Raw genomic sequence first — 26,499 nt, 5'->3', positions numbered from 1 at the left:
ATTGGTAAAATGGTGCCCGGGGGCGGAATCGAACCACCGACACGAGGATTTTCAATTTTCCTAGATGGGACTGCAAAGTAGTTCACAACGTAGCAATCCGTCCAAGAAGTGCAGTGACTTCAACGTTTTAAGGGCAGCAGACCGCGCCGACCCGTTTCACGTCAGATCATTCTAGCCTACGCTCTGGAACACCCCCACGACACCCATGGCCCAGTTCCGAGCCTTGAGAAAGTTGTTCGAGCCTGTTTGATTGAGGTTTGTGGCCCTGAAGCTACCCCCAGCAACTAAGGTTCTCATTTATGGCATTGAAAGATCTCGACGCAGAAATCGTGAGAATTAGAGACCACAGGTCTAGAACGTACTACAAAGAAGCGTTGCGTGCCTATCGCTCTGGAGCGTATCGCGCAGCGATATCCGCAGCGTGGGTGGCGTTGGTATTCGATATTTTGCTAAAGTACCGGGAACTTTCTGCAGCAGGTGATGCAGAAGCCACGGCATTCATCGGTGATTGGGACAAGGCTATTGCGGCGAACGATGTCGCAAAGCTGCTTGAGCATGAACGCAGTTTGCTAGAGCATGCAAAGACAAAGATGGGCCTGATGAACTTGCAGGAGCATCGCCTACTACAGAGGCTATACGAGGATCGGCACCTGTGCGCTCACCCGGCATTTGCGGTTGAAGATAAGCTGTTTGAACCGACTGATGAGTTGGTGCGAACGCATATCGTGGGAATTGTCGACATTGTTCTGAGTCAGCGTCCCGTACAGGGGCGAAAGATCTTTGAGGCCTTCAGTACCGACGTCCAATCGCCCGGCTTCCCAAGTGACGAAGGAAAGGCAATCCAATTCGTTGAAGATAAATATCTTTCTGGTATGCGTAGCGAGGTTCTTAAGAATTTTGGAATAATACTGGCAAAGTCCCTCATCAAGAACGTGCCTCCCGAGTGGGACAACCATCGCATTCGTATTGTTGACGCGCTAAACGCCCTGCGGCTCCGCCGATCAGAAAGCTGGCAAGAGGTTCTTACTGCTGTCGCAAAGCTCATAAATGATGACGATCCGGAGTTTCGACCGCGCGCGCTAGCCATGCTCGCAGACTTCCCTGAAGTTCTGCCAAGAGTTCAGGAAGCCCCTTTAGCCGCTTTGCAGGAAGTTGCCGCCTCCGATGCACAGCTCGCAGACCACCCAGAAGCGTTTGCAGCTGTTGAGCTTGAACCGTTTGAAGAGGTGCTCCTTACAAGGTTTGCAGGCCTTTCGCGCACTGAGGCAGCTGAAGTATTGAACGCAGTCCCTGCAAAAAAGTTCTGGCCAAACGCACTTGAAAGGTTCGGCAATTCAGGAAGTTACCGGAATGCTGAGGCAAACTTTGACAGATTCATACGGCCATTCACCGAAGACATAACGGAAAAAATGCTGGATCAGGTTCTAGAGGCAACCCGAGAGAATGGGCAAATCTGGGATGCGGGCGGAGTACCGGACCGTCTTTTAGAGTTGTTAAAAGCCAAGCAACCGACATGCCCCAGTGCCGGTTCGGTCGACGAGTTTTTTCTGAGCCTTTCAAGACGCTCAAGAATTCGCTTCGACGATATTTGGGAACACCTTCGCTCTCTGGGTTGGGAAGAACCCGAGCAACCGGCAGATGAGGATTAGTCTCTTGATAGGGGCAAAACTAAGCATACGGATGTGATCCGGCACAGAACCTGCCAAACCATACCCTGACACGCGGATTCTGGGTGTCTTACGTTGTCTGCATGAAACAGATGCTGACAACCAAATCACTCGACGCGATGCCTCCGGCGACCACAAAACGGTACGAGGTCCGCGACCAGAAAGTAAACGGCCTGCATGTGCGTGTGTCGACCACAGGTGCCAAGGTGTTCTACACGTTGGTCCGACCGAACGGTGCGCGTAGGCGTATCAAGATCGGCCCTTATCCTGTGGTCTCCCTAGCCGACGCCAGACGCCGCGCGATGGAAATCGCGCGTGATGTCGAGTTGGGCGAATTCGAAAAGGCCCCTGAGATTTCAGAGGTATCGACCGAAACACTGGGTGAGATGATCCCCAAGTTCATCGAGCTTCATGCCAAGCCCAACACCAAGGACTGGAAGCGCACCGAAAGTGTTCTGCACAAGTTCGATGGTTTGAAGGATCGGCCTATCGACCAGATCAAACGGCAGGATGTCAGCAAAGTGCTGGACGGCATCATCGCCAACGGCACGCCGACACGGGCAAATCGGGCGCTCTCAGCGATCAAAAAGCTCATGAACTGGTGTGTCATGCGTGGTGACATCGAAACGTCGCCCGTGGCTCTCCTCAGGCCGCCTACGCGTGAGGTTCAGCGTGATCGCGTACTGAGCGATGCTGAAATTCGGGCGATATGGCAGCACAGCGATGCCGAGGACTACCCATTCGGCCCCTTCCTCAAGCTCCTTCTGATAACGGGGCAGCGCCGGAGCGAAGTCGCCGGGATGCGTTGGTCAGAACTAAACCTTGATGAGGGCGTCTGGGAACTTCCTGCCAACCGTGTGAAGAACGCCCGCCTGCATATCGTGCCGTTGCCAGATCAGGCCGTGGATATCCTGCGTTCGCCGCACAAATTCCTCGACAGCGACTTTGTTTTCACGACGACTGGGCGCTCGGCGATATCTGGCTTCGGGCGTCTGAAAGAACGCGTCGATACGGCTTTGCCTGACGGGACGCCCGATTGGCGCTTTCACGACTTTCGGCGCACGGCCTCGACCGGCATGGCGAAGCTTGGCGTGATGCCCCATGTGATCGACGCCGTGACCAATCACAAATCAGGAGTCGTCTCAGGCGTCGGCGCAACCTACAATCGTTACACGTATTTCAACGAGAAGCGTGAGGCGCTGGAACTGTGGGCGAGCGAACTGATGAAACTGACCAAGCAGGATTGACTGATGTGGAGCCATGGATTTGGGAAAGAGCCAAGTCCTACGCGGACACCTATGCGGATTCCCGGATCAAGTTCATTTCGCGTTTCATCGACCAGCCAGATGGGGCCCATGCTTACAACAGGCAAACGCTCAACCATTTGAGGCGCTTGCTGGACCTCGACGAAGCCCATTTCCCGGACGAGGTTCTACATGAACACACAGATGCGCTAGTTGTGCTGATCGGGCGCGCCCTGATCGTGACAAAAGTAGAAACGACGAAAGAACGACTGCAGCGTCTGCATAGCAAACTGCTCGCCCCGACAGAAAAGTTCCTAGCGGCATTGCAGAACGATGATCTTGCGCTGGAATTCTTGCATGATGACTTGCCTCTGGACGAAGAAAAACGGGAGGAAATCCTAGGCCATATAAAGGCATTCAAGGAGAGCGTCGAAGCGCATATTGCTCAGATCAAGTCTCGGAGCCGGAAAGGGAAGTCGTGGGACAGTGAAGCAAAAGACCGCTTTGTCATCTATGTCGATTGGCTCTGTGAGTTCCTTAATCCGAGCCTTGAACCTCGGCGCGCGGTCGATGCTGGATCAGAAGACCACAGCCAATTTGGGAAATGTGTTTACCTACTCGCTGAACCTCTGAAGTGGGGCGACAAACGCGGCTCAGAGATCAAGTTCGATGGCGCTATTCGCAAGCACGTCGACGAATGGAAAGAAGCCCTGCGCAAGACCATTCAGGAACTGGAAGCTGAACGTAATGGATGAGAAAGAAGCATTCTACACCCTTTCTGATCCATGCAATGGATTGGAACTAAACAACATTATCTGAGATGACTCCCTTGTCGGAGCGCTCCTTCGCAAACCCAACCATGCAGAAGGAAAGACAAGATGGATATCTCGAACGGACAAAAGGTCCTTGCCACACGCGCTGATTTGCGCCGCCTTGGCATCACCGTGAGCAACAGCACGCTTTTGCGCTGGGAGGCCCGTGGGCGTTTCCCTAGGCGAGCGCGCCTCGCAGGCACCAGTGTGACGTGGTTCCTGCACGAGATCGAACAGTGGCTCTCCGAGCGCGCTGAAGAACGGTCTCGTCACCATTACGCCGACTTCTAAGTCCGGCACCTCTCCCGAAAAATCGCACACTTCCTGCAACGCGCACATTCGCGCGAACGGAGAAGTTGCGCCTAGCTGAAAGGCAACACCATGTATCCGATCATCAAGAAATCCGAGTTCCCATCACTTTGGCAAGATGGGGCGTCAGATCGCGCCGTAATCCGCGAACAGGTTGATTTTCTCACCACCCTCTGGGAGCCGCAGAACCGCGTCTCTCAAGACCTGTTCGGCGCGTTCTGTTTCAAGCGTCGCGGGTCAAGCAAAATGGTACAAGAGTTCGAATGGCTGAACCAAGAGGTGAAAATCGGGCGTCTGCTTCGCAAGTACGACCGCCATAAATGGGATCAGTATTTCAGCCCCAATGTGTACACGCGCCCCAAGCGGCTCGTGAAATGTGTTCATCTCTGCCGCCTGGGCTGGTGTGACATCGATAAGGGCAACCCGAGCAGCTTTGAGCCGCTGCCTTCGGTGGTCTGGGAAACGTCGCCGGGAAATACTCAGGCACTGTGGTTCTGGGACCGCCCCCACACCCCGAAACGGGCTTCGGCGTTTTCGAAGGCACTGACCTATCGCCACGGAGGCGACAAGGGCGGAAGCGCACCGAACAAGCTGCTGCGCCTGCCGGGTTCGTTCAACCACAAGCTAGCCTATTCGAAGCCCTTCATCCCTCTCCGGCACTATGACACGCGACTGATCTTCAAGAGACCGGAACTGTTGCCCGATCATGGTCCGGGCATTGGGAGGCAGATTGAAGCGTCGAGCATGAATCCTCACGCACATGACAGCCTCGCCGTGCTCAAAAAGTACCGTTCGAAGCTATCGGCCTCGTCGCGGTCACTGATCCGGCACAAGCGCGTGATGACGGACGATCGGTCCGGCAGGATATTCTCGATGGTGGCTGGCCTGCATGAGGCAGGCGCAAAGCTGGATGAGATCGCCAGCGTGATCTGGACCAGTCCGTATTTCCGCGACAAGTACGGCGAAGACCGGAACGCTCTCGAAACCGAGATATCGCGCATCATCGCGTGGGTGGAGGGGCGCAATGACTAAGCGGCAATCACCCAAAATCATCCGACGCCAAAACCCAAAGAACACACCGCGCCCATCGACAAGGCAAGGTCGCGCCGCAAAGTCCACCAAAAAGACCTCAACTAAAGGAGCGATCACGACCATTTCGGCCAGTACTCTGAAGTCCAAGGAGTTTCCACCACTTCGATATGCCGTGGACGGCTACCTTGCCGAGGGCGTGACCCTGCTAGCGGGTAAGCCGAAAATCGGGAAGTCGTGGATGGCGCTGGACTTCGCAATGGCAGTCGCCACCGGGGACTTGACGCTAGGAAGCATCAGATGTCGCCGAGGCCCGGTATTGTACTGCGCGCTGGAGGACAACCATCGCCGTCTACAACGACGCATGAGCCAGCTCTACGGCGATGTTGAGCGCTGGCCACCGGGGCTTCATTTCGCCACGCAGGTCAGGCGTCTTGGCGACGGGCTGGTTGACGACTTGCGCGATTGGATTGAGGTCCATCGTCCGAAACTCGTCATCATTGACACTTTCGCTGGGGTGCGCCCTCAATCCCGGCGTGAAGGCTACGATGCCGACTATGCGGCTTTGTCGCCTTTGCAGGAAATGGCCGGTCAAATGGGCGTCGCAATCCTCGTCATCCACCACCTGCGGAAGATGCTGGGCGATGACCCGTTCGACATGATATCCGGCACAACCGGGCTAACGGGGGCGGTTGATGCCGCCTTCGTGCTGCATCGAGGCAAGCAGGGCGTTACGCTGTATGGTCGTGGCCGCGAAATCGAGGAAATGGAGCAGGCCGTCGAGTTTGTCGGTGGCGAGTGGAAGGTGTTGGGCGATGCTGCCGAGGTGCGTCGGTCGGAGGAGCGCAGCGCAATCCTTGAAGTCTTAGAAGGGGCTGATAAGCCAATGGGACCCAAGGAAATCGCCGACGCTTTGGGCAAGCCCGAGAACAACATAAAACAATTGCTGTTCAAGATGCACAAGGATGGCGAAATAGAGAAACAGGGGCGCGGTCGATATTGCGTCGCTGGGGAAGCGTGACGAACCCAGTAACTTCGGTAACCAGATAACCAACGGCCCCTGCTGGAAGTTATCGCGTTACCGAGGTTATCGTTGTTCAACTGGTAAAACTGAGCGGTTCAAGGCCGAAAACCTCGGCAGTATGCATGGCCCCTTGTCCGCCTAAAGGGTGCGCGCCGTTAAAAAAATGCCTCCCCCTATCCCCCTGTGGTCACCAGTCGTTCCCGCCTCCGTAGGTACGGCCAGATACACCCGAGAGCGACACGCGGACTATTGATCAGGCTGTTGGAAGCGAGATGAAGCCAAATGTCTGAGTATTTTCAATTGGTCCGCAAACGGGTTCATCTGAGTGGGTGTATTCGGGTGCCGCATGGGTGGGTTTACTCGTTGGCTGGACTGTCCGGCGCATCAATTTTGAACCCAACCCTTGCGATAGAAATGGCGCAGCACAATACTGCGGTTGAACAACGGGAAGCCGATCCACAGGCCGTTCGCCGTGATCAGAGACAAGATCGCCGACAGGAACATACCTTTGAAGGCATAGTAGAATGGGCCGAACAGCAGGCACCACAGGCGATGCCAATTGCCGAGGATAACCTTCTCCTGTCCGTTGAAGCTCCAAGTTGCACAAATGACCATTGCGATTTCCTTTCACTGATTGCAGTCGCAATAGCGCAATAAGATCGGGCAACATCCGTCGTCAGGGTATTTCCCGGTGAGGTACCTGCCTGCGCGGCGCACAGGAGCCAGCGGCGAGCTTAGTATGGCGTCGTGCTGGATATGTCGCGAATGCCGGTCATACGTCCTGCTGGCTCAATAAAACGCGGCCACGCGCGCCTATCGCCGCATATGCTGGGGATTTGTTAGGGTTCCCTGAAAATACCACGAGGGTTTCATACTTATCAAACAGCAGCTTCCCTGGCTCTGGTCGAAGACCAAACATCAGGGCGTGTCGGGAACAACGGTGTTGGCTGCAACCGCCTGACATAAGGCCGACGGCTAACCTGTATCCGCATCCTGTTGAGGAGGTCACCTCCGCCCTCAGGAGCGGATCCATGAGGAGAAGTACTGAACGCATTTTGCTTTGGGCAGTAGCTGTCGCAGGAAACATTGACAGCGTCTGGAGCCTAACGGAGAGGGTCATTCATATCCTTTCTGTCTTAATGTAAATGCATCAATGGTCGCCGGGCTTCGTTCATGAGGTCCGGCGATTTTCGTTGGATGGCTACAGGCAAAGTCTGGCTGTCAACAACCAAGCCCAGAAGTTCTTGGTAGAGACCCACACAAGGCACGTGCATCGGAGAGTTTGGCCGGGCCTAGGGTTGTCCCTGACAGACCTGCTGGTCTCGTCTTATCGATCTGCATCAGCAACTTAGGAGATCGAAATGGCCGACATCGTTACACTCAAAGCCCTTTGCGAAGAACTCAAGATCGATCCACGCGAAGCCCGTGAACGTCTGCGCGCTGCCGTCAGTGATGCCAAGGCGAACCCCGAACTAGCAAAGGCACGCAAGCCGCGCACGCCGTGGCAGTGGGTGAAGGGGTCCGTTGCCGAAAAGGAAGCTCGAAAAGTCCTTTCAAGCTGAACAATCGAAATTTGCACCTCGCGGCAATTTCTGCTGCGAGTTTGCTGAGGCTGGCACTAGTTTGCAAGAAAACTGACGAGCCGACCGAAAGGGCATCCGGCTCAATGGTTTCGCACTCCCAAGCAATAAATGCTTCCCAGCCCATCCCTTCGCAAGCACCTGATTTGAACCGCCTGCGTGTGTCGCTGAGAGATTTCTAAGAGACGTGCACAATGACGTCGTAAAAGACGTCTCTTGTGCGAGATGGCGGTGCGGTCAAAATTCTGGGCGTCGAACGTCGTCGACGTTGGACCGGACATATAAAAAACGGGTGTGAGCGTCGCCTGCGCTATCCTTCACTCGTCTCAGTCGAAAAGGTCGCGGTTGCGCTCGAAGTCGATGCGTCGCCGCTACAGACAGAAGCAACATAGCGAGCCCTGAGAAACCCAGACCGACAAACTCTACAAATCGATTCCGAGTTTCTCGAAAAATGCCTTGTTCCTCGCTTTTGCCGATTGAAGGACATCAGTGAACGACGAAATCTCGATGAAAGTCTTGTATCCTTCGTCCCATTTGTAGAAGCAGTTTGTCCCCGCTTTTTGGTGGAATGGTCCCAACTGCCGCATCGCTTTTTCCAAAGACGGGGTGATATCGGCAATGATATGGCACATGAATGGGGTTTCCTCGCTAATCGGACGTAAGATCACCCCATCATGCCGCTTGGCGTGCTTCGCCTGTCGCATGTCGTCTACATACTCACGGACCTGAGCAATGGGATTGCTGGCGACCGTGTAATCATCCCGCTTGGGTTTCTTGAACTCAACGATTGTAATTGGCTGGGTTGCATCGCTGTTTTGAAAGCCAAGCCCCAAATCAAAAAAGGAAATGTCGGGCCTTTTTAGAGCGTCAACCGGTTTCCCGACCTGTGCTTTCATCTGCTTATCCGAGTTGAAATAAGAATAGAAGGCCAACCTATCATCAACGATCCAAAGATTGTGATCGTCATAGTTGAGGTCATCCGAGGTGGAGCGGAGCGGGCAGATAATGTCATGAACCACGTCCTCATACTCTGACTTCTTCCCGTCCTCGTCAGTGTATTTCTGCGCCTCCTCGAAGACGTCCAAGATCAGCTTTCGCTTCATAACATACTCAGCGAGAGACGAGACGGACTCGGATTGCAGGCCGTCGACATAATCCTTTGCTTTCTTTTCGATGTCTGGAAGAGACTTCTTCACCGAAGTTCGGAAGTTGTTTTTTCGCCGACGATAATCGCGGTACGAACGGCGCGACAGCTCAAGGTAGATGTCCTCTTCTTTTTGTGTCGACAGGTGCAAATCGCGTGCAAATTCTTCCGGGGCTCGCGCAACAGAAAGAAAACGCGGATGCTCCACCCGAAGCGTGGAAACGACCTTCACTTGTTTCTCTCGAATGACTTGCAATTCGGGTTCAAGAAACTGTTTCGCCAAGGCCTTAGCCGTATCGACAATGTCTTCAATCTCATCGTCTGACAGCGAAAAGTCGGTCCGGGTTTCGTTCACGGACTCGTCCAGAGCTTCTGACTCGACATAGCCCAAGAACGCAAACTTCCCATCGATGGCCTTAAGCCCAAAGACGCCGTCCATGTCAAACCGCTTCACCGCGCGGCCGTTGGCCCCAAGGTACATTGCATTCGTGCTTTTCTCGTCATCCGAAATTGCTTTAGGCAACAGAAAGCAATGCAGCACAAAATTACTCTCGTCGTCATTGATCGCGACCGTGAACTCGAAGTCTTGATCGCGCTCGGTGGATTCCGTGAACTGGTCAAAAAGGTCGATGGACTTTTCACCATCAATGATTTTGATCATCGGGTGGCTGATGTTGATAAAATAGCTGATGAAGTGCGCGAGCACCCGGTTGGCAATCGTTGCGGCCTTTTTAGGTATCGCGCGCGCATACTCACCCCGGTATGGGTGCAAGTTGACCACGGTTCCGATGTTTTCCGAACTACCACCATTGGTGCGTTTCATGTTTTTGAGTGGGTCTGCAACGCAGAAATCAAATTCGATGCGTTCCATCGACGAACCATTGTGAAACTCGCTCAGGATTTTGGCGTTTTCAACAACCTTCAGCCAAAGGAGACGCCCAACGCCTTTGCCGCCAATTGCAGCCTTCTTGCGGCTATCCATCCGTTGGAACGAGTCGAGGTTCTTTTCGGTGAACCCGACCCCATTGTCACTTATCTGAAACCCCACGTAGTCCTTGTTATCATCTCGGATGATGGAGATTTCGACGAAACCTTTGGAAATCTGATCCTTCCCGAAACGCTCTTCGATTGCATGGATCGAATTCATGACCGCTTCGAAAAGTGGGTACAACGTGTTCTTAGCGTTTGGAGCGAGGGAGATGTTGTTGATCCGGCCTTCGGGGTCGTTGGCCCAATTCGACTTGGTCGCGGTCATGTCTGTGTTTCTCTTTCACCTTGTCTCTCTCGCGCTATATCGCCCGGCGTTGCGCACGACAGCGGGGAGTTACATGAAAAGCCTACCTTGGTTTTCTAAAGCTATCTATGAATGCTGACAAAATAAGGATGCCAGCCAAAATCTGTGCAACCACGACCATCCGCAACCATGCTTGGTTTGCAGTGATGTCGCCGAAGGTCGTTGTCGTCGAAATGCAGGCGCTGAAATAGAGGAAGTCGGCAAATCCAACTTGATCAAGCATGGCCTGTCGTGTCGTGTAAAACTCGTTGTGCACGGCCCCTCTCAACTCGCGATATGCCGATCCTGCGTCTTCGGCGGCTTCCCTCGCCGATTGGTATGCTTCAAAGGCGTCCTCGCGGGCTGATGACAGAGTTTCGTCCGCGAAATCGATCCTGTTTCCGATCAAGTAATTGAGTTCCGATAGGACGTGTTCATTGAGCGCGATGACTTTCGTCAGGATCACAGGCTTCTCGGGGGAGCCGTAGGGCAGCGCGTCCGCCTCCGCCTCCAAGGCCGCGATTTCTTCCCGCAGCGGTTCAACCTTTTCCGTTTCATAGACGCGTATGTTGGCTTCGATGGCTGCGGCGGAAGCGTCGCCAGCGGCAAAGAATGCTTCTTCCTTCTCACGTTCGACATCCAAGGCGGCGAAATAAACGTTCCGCGCGGAGTGCAGTTCCGCACCTTTCAACTGGAAATCTGCAATCACCCCCTGCGGATCGCGACCAAGCAAACCTTCCGTCTCATCGCTCGTGTAGAACTCTTCAATGAATGAAGAGATTGGGTTTGCGTTGTATCGGCTAGCGAAATTGAACGCGTCCGGGCGGAAGAAGAACACCAACCAGTAGATCATGGCGAACACAAAGATTTTCGCGATGAACGCCACGCCGAAACGCCAGCGCGACAGATTTGATTTGGCCTTGCCCAACACTAGTCAATCTCCAAAGTTGGCAGGGTCATAGATGTATTTGTCCGTGAGTTGCTTTTCTGGAATTCACCTCAGATTAGAGCGAGACGCACTCATAGGCTAGCTAGGATTGCATCGTTGCTGCAAAGTCTATGCGATCCACGAGAATTTGGCACCCATAGGACACCCAGTCAAAAATCAAAAGAAGCGCGCAAGCTAGATAGCGGCATAAGCGACTGATTATATTTGGTAAAATGGTGCCCGGGGGCGGAATCGAACCACCGACACGAGGATTTTCAATCCACTGCTCTACCCCTGAGCTACCCGGGCTGGGTGAACGTTGTCCGTTCGGGTGAGCGCTGTATTATGCGCAGTTCTCGGGAGTGTCCAGACCCGAAACAGAAAAAATCAGTGGGGTTTTGATTTTTTTTGTGCAGCCTCCTCAAGGGCCTGTTCCAAGTCCTCGGGATCGGTGGACGGCACGGCATAAGAGCCGGTCATCCACTTGGCCAGATCGATGTCCGCACAGCGTTTGGAGCAGAACGGACGGTACTTTGGATCGGTTTGCTTATCACAGATCGGGCAGGCCATCGGTTACACCTTGGGCAAGCAATCGCGTAGGACACGGCGCTCGCGTTTGCGCTGTAGTTCGAAATGGCCAAGGGTCGTCCAGCCCAGAAGTGCGGTGTCGATCCCGTCCGCTTTGAAGGCCGCACGCAGGCTGGTTTCAAACGTCCGGCGCTCTTTCTTGGGCATAGGAGCCAAGTCCAGCACAATCTGGCCGCCAAGACCACGCAGGCGAAGAGCGCGCGGAATGGCGCGTGCAGCAGCAAAGTTCGCTTTGGTCCCAGCTGCATGGGACGAATCCCCGCCGGTGTTCACATCCACAGCGACCAAAGCGCGGGTCGGTTCGACAAACATGAACCCGCCGCCTTCGAGCATGACTTTCGGAGAGGACAGGTCCTCTATCGCGTCTAGGACACCGTTGGCTTCGAAGCTGCCAGCCTCTGCGTCGACGGTCGCGCGTTCGTACCATTCGCGCCATGCCAGCAGGTGGGGACCATCGCCTTCGACCAGCTTCTCAGGCTCAGAGCCTTCGCGGTCTGCCAGCACGGCATTCGCCATGTCGAGCATGGCTGTTACGTCCTCGGCGATGTCTTCGTCGTCCGCTTCGGCGCAGGCAGAACGCAGGATCAAACCAAACTCGCTGCCTTGCATCGTTCCCTTGGCGATGCCTTGCAGCTCGTCACGGCGATCATCGTCGCGGATGGAACGGCTGATATTCAGACCGGGCTTGTCGGGGGTAATGATGGCGTAGCGGCTCTTGAACAACACGTCCAAGGTCACAGGCATCGCTTTGCCCGGCTCGGCATAGCCGGTGACCTGCACCAGCACCGCATCCCCGGGGGCCAGCCCCTTGGTCTGACGCAAGAAGCAGTTGCCATCGGGTGTTTTCAGGAACATGCCGCCCTGCCCTTTCATGGGGCGGTCAGCAATGGCGCGGTAGATGGTGCCCGGACGCGGCATATCGCTATCGATCAGAAGGTCTTCGAGTTTGCCATCCACCATAAGTGCAGCAGCCTCGACCTCTCCGATGTGGTCCAGGGCAATCAGACGACCTTTCATGTCTTCATTCTCCGTAAAGAGGATATCCTGCGGCCTGCAGCAAATTCGCGGTCTCTGCCATCGGCAGACCGACAACCGCAGTAAATGATCCGTTGATCCACGGGATGAACGCGCTGGCTGCGCCTTGAATCCCGTATGCGCCTGCCTTGCCCTTCCAGTCACCGCTGGCGAGGTAGGTGTTGAGCTCGTTGTCCGAGAGGCGCTTCATCATAACTTGGGTGACGACAGACTTTTCCCACAGCTTGCCAGCCTTGCGCACCGCAACAGCGGTGATCACGCGGTGACGACGACCGGACAGCGCGAGTAGGAAAGAGGCTGCCTCTTTCTCGTTCTCGGGCTTACCCAAGATGCGGCGCCCCAGCGCGACGGTCGTATCTGCAGAAAGGATGATGTCGTCCGCACCGCCGGGAACGGCCAAAGCCTTCTCCCGCGCCATGCGTTCGCAGTATGGACGGGGCTGTTCGCCCCGCTCCGGCGTTTCATCGATATCCGGCGATCGGATATCATCGGCCACGACGCCCATTTGCGCCAACAGTTCCCGCCTGCGCGGGCTACCTGAGCCGAGGATTAAAGCCACTTCGTTTACTTGAAGCGGTAATTGATCCGACCCTTGGTCAGATCGTAGGGGGTCATTTCCACCTGTACGCGGTCGCCAGCCAGAACACGGATGCGGTTTTTGCGCATCTTGCCTGCCGTGTGTGCGATGATCTCATGGCCGTTCTCAAGCTCGACCCGGAATGTCGCATTAGGCAGGAGTTCCTTCACGACGCCGGGAAATTCGAGCAATTCTTCCTTGGCCATGTTCACTCCGTATTTAGTCTCGCCCTCATGTAGGACGCGCCACTAATTGGGCCGATTATAGCAGATTTTCAAGAACAATCTCAGAAAGGTGACAATTCCACCGCAGAAACTCGCGGCAGTTGCTCTTCCCAGTGGGTCAAATTAAGCACCACGCCGTCTTTTCGGACCTCCGCGATCTGGTCAAAGTCGATCTCGGCATAGGTCCAGCCCGGCTGGTTCATCACACCTTCGGCCAGAACGCCCGTGGGGTCAAACCCTTTATCCGGCGGGCAGAAGACGCCTCCGCGCCCCACATTCAGGTCAACGGCTTCACACCACGGGGCATCGCCCACGTTCGAGGCCATGACCGTCACGCACTGGCATTCCAGCGCACGGGCCATCGCGCCGATACGAACGCGACTGTAGCCACTGAGCGCTTCGGTCGCAGAGGGCACAAGGATCGCTTCGCAGCCTGCGTCCACCAAAGCGCGCGCCAAAAGTGGAAATTCCGAATCATAGCAGATTAGGATGCCAACCTTGCCGAAAGCAGTATCGAATACCTTGAGCGGGCCACCCCCGGCGATTCCCCAATCTTCGCGTTCGAAGCGGGTCATGATCTGTTTATCCTGCCAGTCCATCGCACCTGCGGGGTTAAAGAAGCGAGCGCGGTTCACGATCACATCCCCGTCTGGCACGGGCGCACTTGCCGACAGAATATAGGTCTGCGTGTCCTGCGCCAGTTGGCGGTGCAAGTCATCCGCCTCTGCCACACGGTCCGACACGGCCCGAATCGACCCAGCCAGGTCCCCCGCCTGCACTGCGCCAGCCAAAGACGCCAGCTCCATTGCGCCATACTCTGGGAAAACAAGCATCTGGGCCCCGTTCTCGGCCGCATCATGCACCCAGCGCGTGACCTTGTCCGCGTAGCTTTGCCAAGAATCGTGCCAGTCAATCGGATAGGCTGCGGTTGCGACTTTCATCTTTTGGCTTCCCATTCACGTGATAACAAAATTTTGCATGTAGGCCCAAACCTACGCAAGACGTTGAGTTTCCTACCCTTAAGTCAGGGGCCCCAACAAAAGGCAGTAGATTCTGCACCGATGTGCCCGAGATTTTTGCAAATCAAGACGGTATACCATTCTTACTCGGTTTACGCCGGGTAGAGGGGCGCCAGCGGCGCCACTGGTCGGAAGTAACCTTTTACAGAGTGACCGTTTCACCCGTCCACGCGAATGAAGATGTTCCAAACGGCGCATGTTTGCGAGTGACGGTAAAGAGTTCAACGGTCGGTATCAGAGTACGAGTGGCCCGCTACGAGCGCTTCACCCCAAATCCCCCAACCCCCTGGCCCCCTCAGCTTTTATCTTCATACGAAAGGTCGCGCATCCAGAACTGGAGCGGCTTTTTCGTTTCGAAGGAATCGCCCACATCTTTCCAGCTGAACTGTGCAATGACCCCGTCGAGTGGACGGTATCCCCGCTTGCGCCAAAACGGATCCAGCGGAGCATAGTCCGCGGGACGCATCGGGTGATCCGCTGGACGCTGCACGCCGCAGAAGGCTGTGTATTGCGCCCCGACCGATCGCGCATGCGCTTCTCTTAGGTCAAAGAAACGGTGCCCTGCGCCCTGCCCCCGATAGTCCGGCAGCAAAACAGATTCGGCACAGTAGAAGATGTTCACAAGGTCATAGCCCACGCCCTCGAAGGCGGTCGCGAAATCCTCGGCATGGTCCAGCATCGGGGTGCCCGTCGCCGCACCAACCAGGCGCGTTCCGTCGAAGGCGCCCACCAGCACGGTCTGATCGCTCTGGCGGTAGACTTCTAGATACTTGCGTTCGTACTCTAGCGAGCCGTCGTACAGATAAGGCCAGTCGCGAAATACAGTGATCCTCAGACGCGCCACATCATCGAGTGCCGCGTCCAGCGCTTCGCCCCTCAGGGTTTCAATGCGTAGGGTCACTGGACCTGCCGAATCCAGTCAGAGAGGTTGTAGTAGGTCACCACGCGAGTGATCTTGTCGCCCTCGAGGCTAAAGAATGTCCCGGCGGGCAAACGGTAGGTCTGGCCCTTGGCCTCGGGCAAACCTTCGTCAGTTTGCAGATAGGTGCCGTTCACGGTGAACTCGGCCGCTGCGCGTGTACCGCCTTCGGCTTCGAACAGCACGATGTCGGTCAGGTTTTCTTTATAGCAGCGGGTCATGTGGGCGTTGAACTCTGCAAATTTTTCTTTGCCCACGCGGATGTTACCCTCGTTCACGTGGTGCGCCACGTCGTCGGACAAGCACTCCAGCATGCCGTCGGTGTCGCCTGCGTTAAATGCATCGTAGTAACGGCGCAGTACGTCGGTCGCGCTCATTCAATCCTCGCTTTCTGGCGGCCCGAATGCATCCGTTAGCCGCTGCACAATCTGGTCACGAGCGGCCCTATATTGCACCAGCTTCGCGTCGCGAGTTTCCCCCAAACCTGTCGGATCGAGGATAGGCCAATAGTCTACGTCGAGGTGGAAGAAACGGGTCAATTCCAACGCGCGCCGCTGACTTGCGGGAGACAGTGCAATAATCAGGTCATAGGACGACAAATCATCGCCCCATTGCTCCATCTCATCGAAGCTGCGGGACTGGTGTCGGTCCAACTCCACCCCGACCTCTTTGCAGACAGAAACGGCAAAGCCGTCGATCTCCATGTCATTCTTTACGCCGACCGACTGGACGTAGCATTGCTGCCCGTACAGCTTTTTCATCAAGCCTTCGGCCATGGGGGACCGTACCGCGTTGTGATCGCAGCAGAACAAAACCGACTGAGGCACCTCCCGCGTCAACCACTAGCCTCCGAAATGCAGAACGCAAATCAGGGTGAAGAGACGCCGCGCTGTGTCGATATCGAGCTCGGCTTTGCCTTCGAGACGCTCTTGAAGGATGCGCGCACCTTCGTTGTGGATGCCGCGACGGGCCATGTCGATCGCTTCGATCTGGCTCGGGGGCATCTTTTTGACCGCGTCAAAGTAGCTGGCGCAGATCTGGAAGTAGTCTTTGACCACTTGGCGGAACGGCCCAAGCGACAGATGGAATTCAGCGGCTTTCTCGCCGCCTTCGGTATTCAGATCGAAGACAAGACGCTTGTCCCGGATCGACAGATCCAGATGGTAGGGCCCGTCGGGCGCGGGGCGGTCATCCCGTGCGGGCAAGACAAGGCTATTATCCTCTAGAAGATCGAACATCGCCACGCGGCGTTCCTGTTCGATCTCGGGGGTCGGCGGCGGGAGGGCGCTGTCGTCCAGAGTGATATTTGAGATACGAGACATAAGAGGGGGCACTAACAGTTACTTTCTTCTACCGTATCTTTAGTGACCATTAGGATAGGTGCAAGCGCATTGCCCCGATCAGAGCGATTTCTGGTTCACCCGTTGCGACAGCTCTTCGGCGGTTTCTACGCGTTCGCTGTAGCGATCCAGCAGGGTATCGTTCAGATCGCGGGTGAGCCAAGTAAATTTCACCAACTCTTCCATGACATCGACAACGCGGTTGTAATAGGCGCTTGGCAGCATCCGGCCTGCCTCATCGAACTCGTGAAAGGCTTTGGCGACACTGCTCTGGTTCGGGATCGTCAGCATCCGCATCCAGCGGCCCAGAATGCGCATCTGGTTGACCGTGTTGAAACTTTGACTGCCGCCGCAGACCTGCAAGAGCGCCAGCGTCTTGCCCTGAGTCGGACGCACACCGCCCAGAGACAGCGGTATCCAGTCGATCTGCGCTTTCATGACAGACGTCATCGCGCCATGCCGTTCGGGGCTGGACCACACCATGCCTTCGGACCATTGGGCCAGCTCGCGCAATTCAGCGACTTTGGGGTGGCTGGCGTCTTCGGCGTCAGGCAAGGGCAGGCCTGTGGGATCAAAAAACCGCACTTCCGCACCAAGGCGCGTCAGAATGCGGCCAGCTTCTTCGGCCAGAAGGCGCGAATAGGACCGTGCACGCAGCGATCCAAAGAGCACCAGAATGCGCGGAGCGTGGGTGCTGCGCTCCGCCTCGAACAAACGCGCAGGGTCGAAGGGCTGAAACAAGGTGTCGTCGATATTCGGCGTATCGGTCACAGGGCATTTCCTTGGTCGTCGACCAGGACTTTGCCCTTGGCATCGGTGACGGGTCCCGAAAGCGGCTGCGCCAAGAGCGATAAGAGGTTCGACATCGGACGGCACACTGCGACGCCTTTGGGCGTGCGGACGATGGGCCGCTCGACCAGAACGGGGTGCGCGATCATGGCCTCGATGATCTGGTCGTCGCTGACATCGGGGGCAGACAGCCCGAGCTCTTTTGCCTGCGTCTCGCCCTTGCGCAAAGCATCGCGGGCGGTGATGCCCGCGTCTGCAAACAGTGACACCAGCAAGTCGCTCGTCCATCCGGTTGTCAGATATTCAATGACATCTGGCGCTTCGCCTGCGGCTTGCAAAATAGTCAGGGCGTTGCGCGATTTGCTGCAGCGGGGATTGTGATAAATCGTAGCAGTCATGGCGATCAATCATTCAGGCTTTGCAGGCGTGCGGTGACGGACAAGCCATGCGACTGCAGGCTCTCCGATTTTGCCAGCACCTCAGCCGCAGGCCCGATGGCCCGCAACGCGGCGGGGGTCATCTTGGCCAGCGTCGTGCGTTTGACGAAATCCATCACCGACAGGCCAGAGCTAAAACGGGCCGAGCGTGCGGTGGGCAGCACGTGGTTCGGGCCGCCGACATAGTCGCCAATCGCTTCTGGCGTCCAAGCACCGAGGAAGATTGCGCCCGCGTGGGTGATCTTGTCCGACAGGCCGTCAGGGTCGGCCACACACAGCTCTAAGTGCTCTGGCGCGATGCGGTCAGACAGTTGCGCGGCCTGATCCAAATCGTCCACCACAATGACCGCGCCAAAATCGCGCCAGCTGGCGCCCGCGATCGAACGACGCTCTAGCGTTTCAAGTTGGCGATCCACAGCGACGCAGACCTCGCGCGCGAAATCTTCGCTGTCGGTGATCAGGATCGATTGCGCACTTTCGTCGTGCTCGGCTTGGCTCATCAGGTCCAAAGCGATCCAGTCCGCGTTATTATCCTTGTCCGCGATCACCAGAATTTCCGAGGGGCCCGCGATCATGTCGATCCCAACCTTGCCGAACACACGGCGCTTGGCTGCCGCGACAAAGGCGTTGCCGGGGCCAGTTATTTTGTCGACAGGCTTGATGGTGTCAGTGCCATAGGCCAGCGCGGCCACGGCCTGTGCCCCACCTACGCGGTAAACTTCGTCCACGCCGGACAGGTGCGCAGCCAGCAGGACCAAGGGGTTCGCCACGCCATCAGGGGTCGGTACGGTGATCGCCAGACGCTGCACACCAGCGACCTTGGCCGGAATGGCGTTCATCAACACAGAGCTAGGATAGGACGCCAAACCACCTGGCACGTACAGGCCTGCGGCCGAAACAGGCGTCCAGCGCCAGCCAAGCTCTGCGCCGCTCTCATCAGTCCAGCGCTGATCTTCGGGGATTTGACGCTCGTGGTAGGCGCGGATGCGGGCGGCTGCCAGTTCCAGAGCCTCGCGCTCTTCGGCGGGGACTTCGGCGATCAGTGCGTCGATCTCTGCTTCGGAAAAGGCCAGCGTATCCGCGGTCAGCTCCAGGCGATCAAAGCGCCGCGTGTATTCCAGCAGAGCTTCGTCGCCGCGCGCACGGATGTCCGCAATGATCTCTGCCACGATATGATCCACATCGGGGCTGTCCTCGCGCTTGGCACCGAGCAGCGCGGTGAACTGGGCTTCGAAATCGGCGTCACGGGTGGACAGTAATACGGGCATGGGCTGCGGCTCCTAAGATTACGGGCGCAGACATAGACCGCAGGGGCGCTGTCCTCAAGAACTACCGGTGCTTTGGCCGCATCAGGCGTTGTGATCAGGCACTTTACCCGAAGGCGCGTAGTAGGGCCGCGTCACATCCCGCAGGGTCGCTTCGATCGCCTCGACCGTTAGGCGCAAGGCGCCGTCACCCGCGAAATGCAGGGTCACGTGGCCACTCGGGGCGTCCGTTTCGGCGAACTCGACGGAGAGCAGCGACAGAACGGTGTCCTTGTCGCTGCGGTCGATGCCTTGGGATGACACGCCGCGCACGGTTTCAAAGGCCAGCACAGCCTGCACTCGTTCGGGACGGGCGGCAGACTTGTCCTCCCACCGGAAGCGGTTCAGCAGCAGGGCAAAGCGCCCTGCCCCCCGTTCATAGGTCATCTCGCCCACGGGCAGGACCGCATCCTGCACAAGGGCCGAGATCACTTGCAGGTCATCGGCATCCATCGCCCCAATGTTCAGGGGCTTGGGGCTGGCATCTTCGAAACGGGCGTCCTGTGTCACTCTTCTTTGACCCTTTCGATGTTGGCACCGCAGGCGCCAAGCTTGGTTTCAACGCTCTCGTAGCCGCGGTCGAGGTGATACACGCGGTTCACGCGGGTTTCGCCTTCGGCTGCCAGACCCGCCAGAATCAGCGAGACAGAGGCGCGCAGGTCGGTCGCCATCACAGGCGCGCCGCGCAGACGTTCGACGCCGGTCACGGTTGCAGTGCCGCCGTGAACCTCGATATCGGCGCCCATCCGGATCAGTTCCGGCGCGTGCATGAAGCGATTCTCAAAGATCTTCTCTTCGAGAACGCTGGTGCCATTCGCCGTGCACATCATCGCCATGAACTGTGCCTGAAGATCGGTGGGGAAGCCAGGATAAGGCTCGGTGGTGACGTCTACCGCATCAACGCGGCCATTCTTACGCGCGACCAGAACACCGCCTTTGGTGGGCGTCACCGAGACACCCGCCGCCTCCAACTTTTCAACGAACGCCCCGAGCAGCTCAATAGATCCGCCAAGCACTTCGACTTCACCGCCCGCAATTGCAGGGGCGAGCATGTAGGTGCCCATTTCGATTCGGTCTGCGACGACTTGGTGAGTCGCGCCATTCAGACGCTCAACGCCCTGAATTTCGATTCGGCTTGTTCCCTCGCCCTCAATCTGAGCGCCCATCGCGCGCAAGCATTGCGCCAGATCGACGATTTCGGGCTCGCGGGCCGCGTTATTCAGGACCGTGGTGCCTTTGGCCAGCGTCGCCGCCATCAGGGCGTTCTCGGTCGCGCCGACAGACGCGAAACGGAAATCAACGATCCCGCCCTTCAGGCCACCCGCTGCCTTGGCGTGGACATAGCCGTCCTTTAGTTCAAGCTCTGCGCCCATCGCCTCTAGCGCGGTCAGGTGCAGGTCCACGGGACGCGCGCCAATGGCGCAACCGCCGGGCAGCGACACAACAGCGTGGCCATCGCGCGCCAGCATCGGGCCCAGAACCAGAATCGACGCACGCATTTTGCGGACGATATCGTAGTCGGCCTTGTGGTTATTTAACCCGTGCGAAGACAGCGCCAAAACGCGGCCATCGTTCAGGCTCTGAACTTCGGCCCCCAGCGATTGCAGCAGCAGGGTCATTGTGCGGATGTCCGACAAACGCGGCGCATTCGTCAGGGTCAAAGGCTCCTCGGACAGAAGAGTCGCGGGCATCAGCGTCAGGCAGGCATTCTTGGCGCCGGCGATCGGGATCTGGCCGCGCAGTTCGGTGCCGCCTTTTACGATGATTGAATCCATTAGTTCTCTTCCTTGTCCTGCTCTGAGGTCGTGACACGAGCCTTTGCCTGAGCCTTACGCTTCGCCATGTTGGCTTTGAGCGCGGCCTTCAGCCGATCTTCACGGCTCGGATCCTTGTATTTCTTGGTGTTCTGGGGCTCGGAATCTTTTTTCATGCCCCGTTCCTACATCCTGATGAAAAAACCGTCCAGATTGCCCTTGCACACCCTGAATTTTGTTATTAGAAGCCCCCTCACCAACACGGCGCTGCAGTAGCTCAGTGGTAGAGCACTCCCTTGGTAAGGGAGAGGTCGGGAGTTCAATCCTCCCCTGCAGCACCATCAAATCCCTGAAATCGTTAAACTTTCGTCCTTCGCGTCACAACTTTGTTTGGTGCGTTTGGATCCGTGCGACTGTGCGCCGTTTGGTATGCACTGGCACACACACGGTTTCGAGAGATCGCCTTCGCCCTGCTGAAAATCGCGCCATATCAGACCCATCCGCAAAACATTCGCGGGAGAAGGAGTTTGTTATGAATATCGATTTTTCCGGAAAAACTGCCATCGTCACCGGAGCCGCCTCTGGCATCGGGTACGCGGTCGCAAAACAACTGGCAGAATCTGGCGCAACGGTCGTCGTCGCGGACCTTGATCAGGACAAAGCTGACGCCGCAGCCAAAGAAATTAGCGAATCGGCTTTGGGCACCAAAGTGGACGTCGCAAACGAAGAGTCGGTCCAAGAGATGATCCGATTCGCCAAAGAAAAGACTGGCCGACTGGATTATCTGGTGAACAACGCAGGCATCGGCGGCGAGCAAGCCTCGACCGGTGAGTATCCCACAGACGGCTGGCGGCAGGTGATCGACATCAACTTGAACGGCGTCTTTTACGGTCTGCGCTATGCGATCCCCGAAATGAAAGCCGCAGGTGGCGGCGCCATCGTGAACATCGCGTCTATCCTAGGGTCGGTCGGGATCGCGGGGTCCAGCGCCTACGTGGCCGCAAAACACGGCGTGGTTGGATTGACCAAGGCCGCCGCGATTGAACATGCGGGCGACAACATCCGCGTTAACTCGATCGGGCCGGGCTTTATCCGGACGCCGCTGGTGGACAAATCGCTGGATGACGAAACTCAGGACGCGCTGGCAGGCATGCACGCGATGAAGCGGCTCGGCAAACCCGAAGAGGTGGCATCACTGGTCGCTTACCTGCTCTCAGACCAAGCGAGCTTTGTCACAGGCTCCTATCACTTGGTCGATGGCGGCTACACCGCGCAGTAACATAAAAGGGGCACCGCTTTGGTGCCCCTTCTCCGTTCAATCGGCCCATTCCCAAGGTCGCGTGTGCGCCGACAGTGCCGCCTCGACCGCCTTGGTATCCGTCGAATCTGATCGCTGCAGGCGTGCCGTCAGTCCGCGGCGTTTATCGTCTACAACTTCGATCACCTCGGCACCTGTGCCGGTCAGAGCGGCATTATAAATCCTCTTGATCGCGCTTTTGCGCAGGTCCGGTTTAAAGACCTTACCCACCGCCGTCTTGGGCAGTTCCGGCAGAATTTCCAGATGCTTTGGGCATGCAGCACGCTCGTGGATATGCTTTTTGGCGTGGGCGAGCAGTTCCTCGCACGTGACCTCTGCATTATCCACCAACTCCACGTAGGCGCAGGGCATCTCGCCAGAATGCGCGTCCGGCTGACCAATCGCGCCCGCAAAGGCAACGGCGGGGTGGGTCAGCAGCGCCTCTTCGATTTCGGCGGGGTCAATGTTGTGGCCCCCACGAATGATCAGATCCTTGGCGCGACCGGTGATCCACAGGTAGCCATCCGCATCCAAACGCCCCAGATCGCCTGTGCGCAGATAGCAGTCGTAATGAAACAGATCAGCGTTCTTGTCCGCCTCGGTATAAGTCGAGCCCGCGTAGACACCGGGGTTCGCGACACAGATTTCGCCAACCTCTTCGACACCGCACTCAATCGGGCCATCGGGCCCGTGGCGCAGAATTTTGACGTCAGTGTAGGGAAACGGAATGCCGACAGACCCCACGCGTTTTTCCCCCGCAGGCGGGTTGATCGACACCAGACAGGTTGCTTCGGTCAGGCCATACCCCTCGCAGATCGAAACGCCGCACGCGCTCTCGAACCGTTTGAACAGTTCCAGCGGCATGGGCGCAGAGCCAGAGAACGCCGTCTTCAGCGAAGAGATATCGGCATCGACGGGGCGCTGCATCAGCGCGGACACTGCCGTCGGCACGGTGATCATGAAAGTGACCTGCCAACGCTCGACGAGCTTCCAGAAATTGTCGAACACGCCCTCGCCTCGATACCCCGCAGGCGTGGGAAAGATCACGTGCGCCCCGCTCGACATCATGGACATCATAATCGGGTGCACAGCAAAGACGTGGAACAGCGGGAGCGGGCAGATCACGTTGTCATCGGACGAGAACAGCAGCTTGGCCCCGAGCCAGCCGTTGTAGATCATGCCCGAATATTTGTGCTGCGCGACCTTTGGCATGCCAGTTGTCCCGCCCGTGTGGAAATACGCAGCGACGCGGTCCTCGTCGGTGTCCTCGAAATCCAGCGTTGTATTCTGCTTGGCAATCGCCTTGTTGAAATTCAGCACGTCCGCGTGGGCGTAGTCCGGCGCATTGGGACGGATCATCGGCACGATCCAAGACTTTGGCGGGCTAAGGTAGCGCAGCAGATCAACCTCGAGCACCGTATGCACATTCGGCGCAAAGCGCACAGCCTCGGCCGCTTTGTGCGCGATGTCTGTCTTGGGGAAAGCCCGCAGGGTCACCAGCACCTTGGCGTTTGTTTCACGCAGAATGGCCGAGATTTGCTCTGGTTCCAGCAGCGGATTTATGGGGTTCGCGATCCCCGCGACCATCCCGCCAAGCAGCGCCATAACCGTCTCGGAACAGTTGGGCAGCAGAAATGCGACCGTGTCATTCGGACCCACGCGCAGACTGCGCAGCAGGTTCGCGGTCTGTGTGACTTTTTCGAACAGTTCGGCCCAAGTCAGGGTTTCACCCGCGTCTTTGGGGCTAGAGGTCAGCTGGAAACTGACCGCCGGACGTTTGCCAAACTGCTCTTTGGTGCGTTCCAGCAGTTTGTACATAGTCTTGGGCACATCCCTGTCCGCCCAAGGCATTTCTGTTTCGATCGCAGCGCGATCTGCATACGACGCGTATGGCATGCTTCCTCCCTGAACCTGCTTGGTCGCAGATTTCTTGTCTCCCACCTATCAATGTGAGCGGAGCAGCGGCGCGGCGCAAGACTTACGCAACGAAAGATAAACTTGTTGCGCCGTAGCGTTACTTTTCTCCTGAAAAGCCATCGGTGAACTGCAAACGCGCTAGTTTTGCATAGAGACCATCAGCGGCGACCAGTTCTTCGTGGGTGCCCTGCGCAACAATCTGCCCGTCTTCCAGCACGACGATCCGGTCAGCTTTTTTAACAGTTGCCAAACGGTGCGCGACTACGATGGTGGTGCGATCCTTGGACAGCTCGTCCACCGCCGCCTGCACCAGACGTTCGGATTCGGCATCCAAGGCGCTGGTGGCTTCGTCCAGAAGCAGGACCGGCGCGGCGCGCAGGATAGCGCGAGCGATCGCGATGCGCTGCTTTTGACCACCGGACAGCATGACGCCTCGTTCGCCAACATAGGTGTCGTACCCATCGGGCAACGCGCAGATGAAGTCATGGGCGGCGGCAGCTTTGGCGGCGGCTTCGACCTCGGCATCCGTTGCATCGGGGCGGCCGAAGCGGATGTTCTCTCGTGCCGATGCCGCAAAGATCACCGGATCTTGCGGGACCAGCGCCATGTGTCGGCGGAACGCATCACGGCTGAGCGTATCCAAGGCCACGCCGTCCAGCATGACCTGACCTGCGGTCGGGTCGTAGAAGCGTTCCAACAACTGGATCACAGTAGATTTGCCCGCGCCTGATGGGCCGACCAGCGCTACAGTTTCCCCTGCTTTGACATGCAAAGACAGGTCGCGCAGCGCGGGTGCGTCAGGGCGCGCGGGATAGGTAAAGCTAACATGATCCAGGGTGATCTCGCCTTTGACCGGGGCGGGCAAAGAGACCGGTGCGTCGGGGTCAACCACAGCATCATCCGCGTGCAGGAGTTCCACCAAACGTTCGGTCGCACCGGCGGCACGCTGCAGTTCGCTCCAGATTTCGGACAGGGCGCCGACGGAGCCCGCCACCATGACCGAGTAGATCACGAACTGCACCAAGGCCCCTGCGGACATCTGACCCGCGCGGACGTCCAACGCACCAATCCACAGCACCCCGACAACCCCCGCGAACACGAGAAAGATCACAATAGCCGTCATGAAAGAGCGCGTGGTGATCCGGCGGCGTGCGGCGTCAAAAGACTTTTCAGTTACCTCGCCAAAGTGATCGCGGCTTGCCGCTTCGGCGGTAAATGCCTGAACGGTCTGGACCGAGAGCAGCACTTCGGACGCCTCGCCAGAGCTGGTCGCGATCCAGTCTTGGTTTTCACGGCTCAGCACGCGCAGCTTACGGCCCAGAGTCAGGATCGGCACCAAGACCAGCGGTACAATCAGTAGTACCAGCGCCGTCAGCTTGGCTGACGTCGCAAGCATCAGGATAAGGCCGCCAAACAGGATCAGCACGTTCCGCAACGCTACGCTGATGGACGACCCGATGACCGATAGGATCAGCGTCGTGTCCGTTGTAATCCGGCTCAGCACTTCGCCAGTCATGATGTTTTCGTAAAAGGCGGGGCTCATCCCGACCATGCGGCCAAAAACAGCTTTGCGGATATCCGCGACCACGCGCTCACCTAGCCGCGTCACCAACGCGTAGCGCAGTGCCGTACCCACGGCCAACAATCCAGCCAGCACCAGTGCAGCGCTGAAATACAGGTTCAGCATCCCCCCGTCCTGCGCGCCGAAATTGTCGACGACGCGGCGCACAGCCAAAGGCAGCATCAGCGAAATCGATGCCGTCAGAACCAGTGCGATCAGGGCAAAACCAGCGAGCCCTTTGTATGGCGCCAGAAACGGAAAGAGCGCGCGTAACGCGCCCACACGCTTGGATTTCTCGCGTTCCGCTTGCTGCGCGTTCAAAACAGGAGCTCGTGCCATGGGTCCTCCGAAATAACGGGGGATACATGGCCGCGTGGCGCTACGCGGTCAAGCAAAGGTTTCCCTTCACTTGGCTCCTTGGCTCAGTATCAGGAACGTTTAGGCCGTCTCCCAAACGGGTTCGGACAAATCTTCGCGGAAAGCGAAGCGTTCGAGATGCTTCCAAATCACCATCTGCCCGCGATCAATGCCCTCGGGGTCTTCGGCGGTGATGATCACCTCAAGGCCCTGCTCCTTGGCTCTCATGTCAGCAGTTGCGGTGCCGAAAACACAGTGCGCTTCGGTTTCGCTGAATGTGACTTCGGTCTTGTGAGCAAAGTGTTTGCACAGTTGCTGCAAGTATTTCGACGCCTGTCCGGTCTCGATTAAAGTTTGGCTTTGCATCATAA

29 protein-coding genes and 2 tRNA genes are annotated in these 26,499 nt (G+C 57.2%); 9 read left to right on the top strand and 22 right to left on the bottom strand.

The genetic code is table 11. The annotated features are described in order from the left end of the window. Nucleotides 1-299: 299 nt before the first annotated feature. The 6 genes from N4A58_RS18075 to N4A58_RS18050 all read left to right on the top strand — a co-directional run bounded on the left by N4A58_RS18075 (nucleotide 300) and on the right by N4A58_RS18050 (nucleotide 6,082). Nucleotides 300-1,649 (top strand): hypothetical protein, encoded by a 1,350-nt coding sequence (locus tag N4A58_RS18075; RefSeq protein ID WP_293712263.1) that lies wholly within the window; start codon nucleotides 300-302, stop codon nucleotides 1,647-1,649. Between the two features lie 101 nt (nucleotides 1,650-1,750). Beyond that, entirely contained in the window at nucleotides 1,751-2,914 is a 1,164-nt protein-coding gene (locus tag N4A58_RS18070; protein ID WP_293712260.1) for a site-specific integrase, read from the top strand. Then, nucleotides 2,875-3,666 (top strand): hypothetical protein, encoded by a 792-nt coding sequence (locus tag N4A58_RS18065; protein ID WP_293712257.1) that lies wholly within the window; start codon nucleotides 2,875-2,877, stop codon nucleotides 3,664-3,666. The genes N4A58_RS18070 and N4A58_RS18065 overlap by 40 nt, the downstream gene beginning before the upstream one ends. Nucleotides 3,667-3,789: 123 nt before the next feature. Further along, nucleotides 3,790-4,014 (top strand): AlpA family transcriptional regulator, encoded by a 225-nt coding sequence (locus N4A58_RS18060; protein ID WP_293712254.1) that lies wholly within the window; start codon nucleotides 3,790-3,792, stop codon nucleotides 4,012-4,014. Between the two features lie 90 nt (nucleotides 4,015-4,104). Then, nucleotides 4,105-5,064, top strand: a complete 960-nt coding sequence (locus tag N4A58_RS18055) for a DNA-primase RepB domain-containing protein (RefSeq protein ID WP_293712251.1) — start codon at nucleotides 4,105-4,107, stop codon at nucleotides 5,062-5,064. Then, complete coding sequence (locus N4A58_RS18050; RefSeq protein WP_293712248.1) at nucleotides 5,057-6,082, top strand: AAA family ATPase; 1,026 nt, start codon at nucleotides 5,057-5,059, stop codon at nucleotides 6,080-6,082. Before N4A58_RS18055 ends, N4A58_RS18050 begins: the two co-directional genes overlap by 8 nt. A 387-nt stretch (nucleotides 6,083-6,469) precedes the next feature. On the opposite strand, the gene N4A58_RS18045 is transcribed toward N4A58_RS18050, so the two are convergent. Continuing rightward, nucleotides 6,470-6,700, bottom strand: coding sequence for a hypothetical protein (locus N4A58_RS18045; protein ID WP_293712245.1), 231 nt, complete (start codon nucleotides 6,698-6,700; stop codon nucleotides 6,470-6,472). Nucleotides 6,701-7,446: 746 nt separating this feature from the next. Between N4A58_RS18045 and N4A58_RS18040 the strand changes: the two genes are divergently transcribed. After that, the gene (locus N4A58_RS18040) at nucleotides 7,447-7,647 is read left to right on the top strand and encodes a hypothetical protein (RefSeq protein WP_293712242.1); all 201 of its coding nucleotides are present in this window, start codon (nucleotides 7,447-7,449) and stop codon (nucleotides 7,645-7,647) included. Between the two features lie 440 nt (nucleotides 7,648-8,087). Here N4A58_RS18040 and N4A58_RS18035 read toward each other — a convergent pair whose 3' ends face one another. The 18 genes from N4A58_RS18035 to N4A58_RS17950 form a co-directional block, all read right to left on the bottom strand. After that, nucleotides 8,088-10,064 carry an ATP-binding protein gene (locus N4A58_RS18035; RefSeq protein ID WP_293712239.1) on the bottom strand — a complete coding sequence of 659 codons (1,977 nt, stop codon included), beginning with the start codon at nucleotides 10,062-10,064 and terminating at the stop codon, nucleotides 8,088-8,090. 82 nt (nucleotides 10,065-10,146) lie between these two features. Next, nucleotides 10,147-11,013, bottom strand: a complete 867-nt coding sequence (locus N4A58_RS18030) for a potassium channel family protein (protein WP_293712236.1) — start codon at nucleotides 11,011-11,013, stop codon at nucleotides 10,147-10,149. Nucleotides 11,014-11,244: 231 nt separating this feature from the next. Continuing rightward, nucleotides 11,245-11,319: transfer RNA gene (locus N4A58_RS18025), tRNA-Phe, on the bottom strand. Nucleotides 11,320-11,397: 78 nt separating this feature from the next. Next, the gene (locus tag N4A58_RS18020) at nucleotides 11,398-11,580 is read right to left on the bottom strand and encodes a DNA gyrase inhibitor YacG (RefSeq protein ID WP_293712233.1); all 183 of its coding nucleotides are present in this window, start codon (nucleotides 11,578-11,580) and stop codon (nucleotides 11,398-11,400) included. 3 nt (nucleotides 11,581-11,583) lie between these two features. Further along, nucleotides 11,584-12,615: a ribonuclease E/G gene (locus N4A58_RS18015; RefSeq protein ID WP_293712230.1), complete on the bottom strand. Its 1,032-nt coding sequence runs from the start codon at nucleotides 12,613-12,615 to the stop codon at nucleotides 11,584-11,586. Between the two features lie 4 nt (nucleotides 12,616-12,619). Beyond that, nucleotides 12,620-13,192, bottom strand: a complete 573-nt coding sequence (locus tag N4A58_RS18010) for a nucleoside triphosphate pyrophosphatase (protein ID WP_293712227.1) — start codon at nucleotides 13,190-13,192, stop codon at nucleotides 12,620-12,622. A 5-nt stretch (nucleotides 13,193-13,197) separates the two neighbouring features. Further along, a complete protein-coding gene (gene infA / locus N4A58_RS18005; RefSeq protein WP_021097168.1) occupies nucleotides 13,198-13,416 on the bottom strand; it encodes a translation initiation factor IF-1 in 219 nt (72 codons plus the stop codon). A gap of 80 nt (nucleotides 13,417-13,496) precedes the next feature. After that, entirely contained in the window at nucleotides 13,497-14,375 is an 879-nt protein-coding gene (locus tag N4A58_RS18000) for a carbon-nitrogen hydrolase family protein (protein ID WP_293712211.1), read from the bottom strand. Nucleotides 14,376-14,748: 373 nt separating this feature from the next. Continuing rightward, on the bottom strand, nucleotides 14,749-15,354 hold the full coding sequence (locus N4A58_RS17995) for a GNAT family N-acetyltransferase (RefSeq protein WP_293712208.1): 606 nt from the start codon (nucleotides 15,352-15,354) through the stop codon (nucleotides 14,749-14,751). After that, nucleotides 15,351-15,749: a ketosteroid isomerase-related protein gene (locus N4A58_RS17990; protein WP_072705239.1), complete on the bottom strand. Its 399-nt coding sequence runs from the start codon at nucleotides 15,747-15,749 to the stop codon at nucleotides 15,351-15,353. The genes N4A58_RS17995 and N4A58_RS17990 overlap by 4 nt, the downstream gene beginning before the upstream one ends. Continuing rightward, nucleotides 15,750-16,211 (bottom strand): low molecular weight phosphatase family protein, encoded by a 462-nt coding sequence (locus N4A58_RS17985; protein WP_072705236.1) that lies wholly within the window; start codon nucleotides 16,209-16,211, stop codon nucleotides 15,750-15,752. Nucleotides 16,212-16,214: 3 nt separating this feature from the next. Further along, nucleotides 16,215-16,694: a UPF0262 family protein gene (locus N4A58_RS17980; RefSeq protein ID WP_293712200.1), complete on the bottom strand. Its 480-nt coding sequence runs from the start codon at nucleotides 16,692-16,694 to the stop codon at nucleotides 16,215-16,217. Between the two features lie 78 nt (nucleotides 16,695-16,772). Next, complete coding sequence (arsH, locus tag N4A58_RS17975; RefSeq protein ID WP_293712197.1) at nucleotides 16,773-17,483, bottom strand: arsenical resistance protein ArsH; 711 nt, start codon at nucleotides 17,481-17,483, stop codon at nucleotides 16,773-16,775. Further along, entirely contained in the window at nucleotides 17,480-17,899 is a 420-nt protein-coding gene (gene arsC / locus N4A58_RS17970; RefSeq protein WP_293712194.1) for an arsenate reductase (glutaredoxin), read from the bottom strand. The genes arsH and arsC overlap by 4 nt, the downstream gene beginning before the upstream one ends. 5 nt (nucleotides 17,900-17,904) lie before the next feature. Further along, on the bottom strand, nucleotides 17,905-19,206 hold the full coding sequence (hisD, locus tag N4A58_RS17965; RefSeq protein ID WP_293712191.1) for a histidinol dehydrogenase: 1,302 nt from the start codon (nucleotides 19,204-19,206) through the stop codon (nucleotides 17,905-17,907). 81 nt (nucleotides 19,207-19,287) lie between these two features. After that, nucleotides 19,288-19,752, bottom strand: a complete 465-nt coding sequence (locus N4A58_RS17960) for a DUF2948 family protein (RefSeq protein ID WP_177218631.1) — start codon at nucleotides 19,750-19,752, stop codon at nucleotides 19,288-19,290. Further along, complete coding sequence (gene murA, locus N4A58_RS17955) at nucleotides 19,749-21,017, bottom strand: UDP-N-acetylglucosamine 1-carboxyvinyltransferase (protein ID WP_293712188.1); 1,269 nt, start codon at nucleotides 21,015-21,017, stop codon at nucleotides 19,749-19,751. The genes N4A58_RS17960 and murA overlap by 4 nt, the downstream gene beginning before the upstream one ends. Further along, nucleotides 21,017-21,172 (bottom strand): hypothetical protein, encoded by a 156-nt coding sequence (locus tag N4A58_RS17950; protein WP_177218630.1) that lies wholly within the window; start codon nucleotides 21,170-21,172, stop codon nucleotides 21,017-21,019. The genes murA and N4A58_RS17950 overlap by 1 nt, the downstream gene beginning before the upstream one ends. 90 nt (nucleotides 21,173-21,262) lie before the next feature. Here N4A58_RS17950 and N4A58_RS17945 point away from each other — a divergent pair. Next, nucleotides 21,263-21,337 (top strand) — tRNA-Thr (locus tag N4A58_RS17945). Nucleotides 21,338-21,528: 191 nt separating this feature from the next. Beyond that, on the top strand, nucleotides 21,529-22,275 hold the full coding sequence (locus N4A58_RS17940) for an SDR family NAD(P)-dependent oxidoreductase (protein WP_293712185.1): 747 nt from the start codon (nucleotides 21,529-21,531) through the stop codon (nucleotides 22,273-22,275). A 36-nt stretch (nucleotides 22,276-22,311) separates the two neighbouring features. On the opposite strand, the gene N4A58_RS17935 is transcribed toward N4A58_RS17940, so the two are convergent. The 3 genes from N4A58_RS17935 to N4A58_RS17925 all read right to left on the bottom strand — a co-directional run bounded on the left by N4A58_RS17935 (nucleotide 22,312) and on the right by N4A58_RS17925 (nucleotide 26,494). Further along, entirely contained in the window at nucleotides 22,312-24,189 is a 1,878-nt protein-coding gene (locus tag N4A58_RS17935) for an acyl-CoA synthetase (protein WP_293712183.1), read from the bottom strand. A gap of 118 nt (nucleotides 24,190-24,307) precedes the next feature. Next, the gene (locus tag N4A58_RS17930; protein WP_293712180.1) at nucleotides 24,308-26,110 is read right to left on the bottom strand and encodes an ABC transporter transmembrane domain-containing protein; all 1,803 of its coding nucleotides are present in this window, start codon (nucleotides 26,108-26,110) and stop codon (nucleotides 24,308-24,310) included. A gap of 99 nt (nucleotides 26,111-26,209) precedes the next feature. After that, nucleotides 26,210-26,494: a DUF2218 domain-containing protein gene (locus N4A58_RS17925; RefSeq protein WP_293712177.1), complete on the bottom strand. Its 285-nt coding sequence runs from the start codon at nucleotides 26,492-26,494 to the stop codon at nucleotides 26,210-26,212. Between the last annotated feature and the right edge of the window lie 5 nt (nucleotides 26,495-26,499).

It is taken from the genome of Donghicola sp., assembly GCF_025210255.1.
Classification (GTDB): domain Bacteria; phylum Pseudomonadota; class Alphaproteobacteria; order Rhodobacterales; family Rhodobacteraceae; genus Donghicola; species Donghicola eburneus.
Note: the sequence above shows the minus strand (reverse complement) of the source record. Positions and strands in the feature narration are given on the sequence as shown.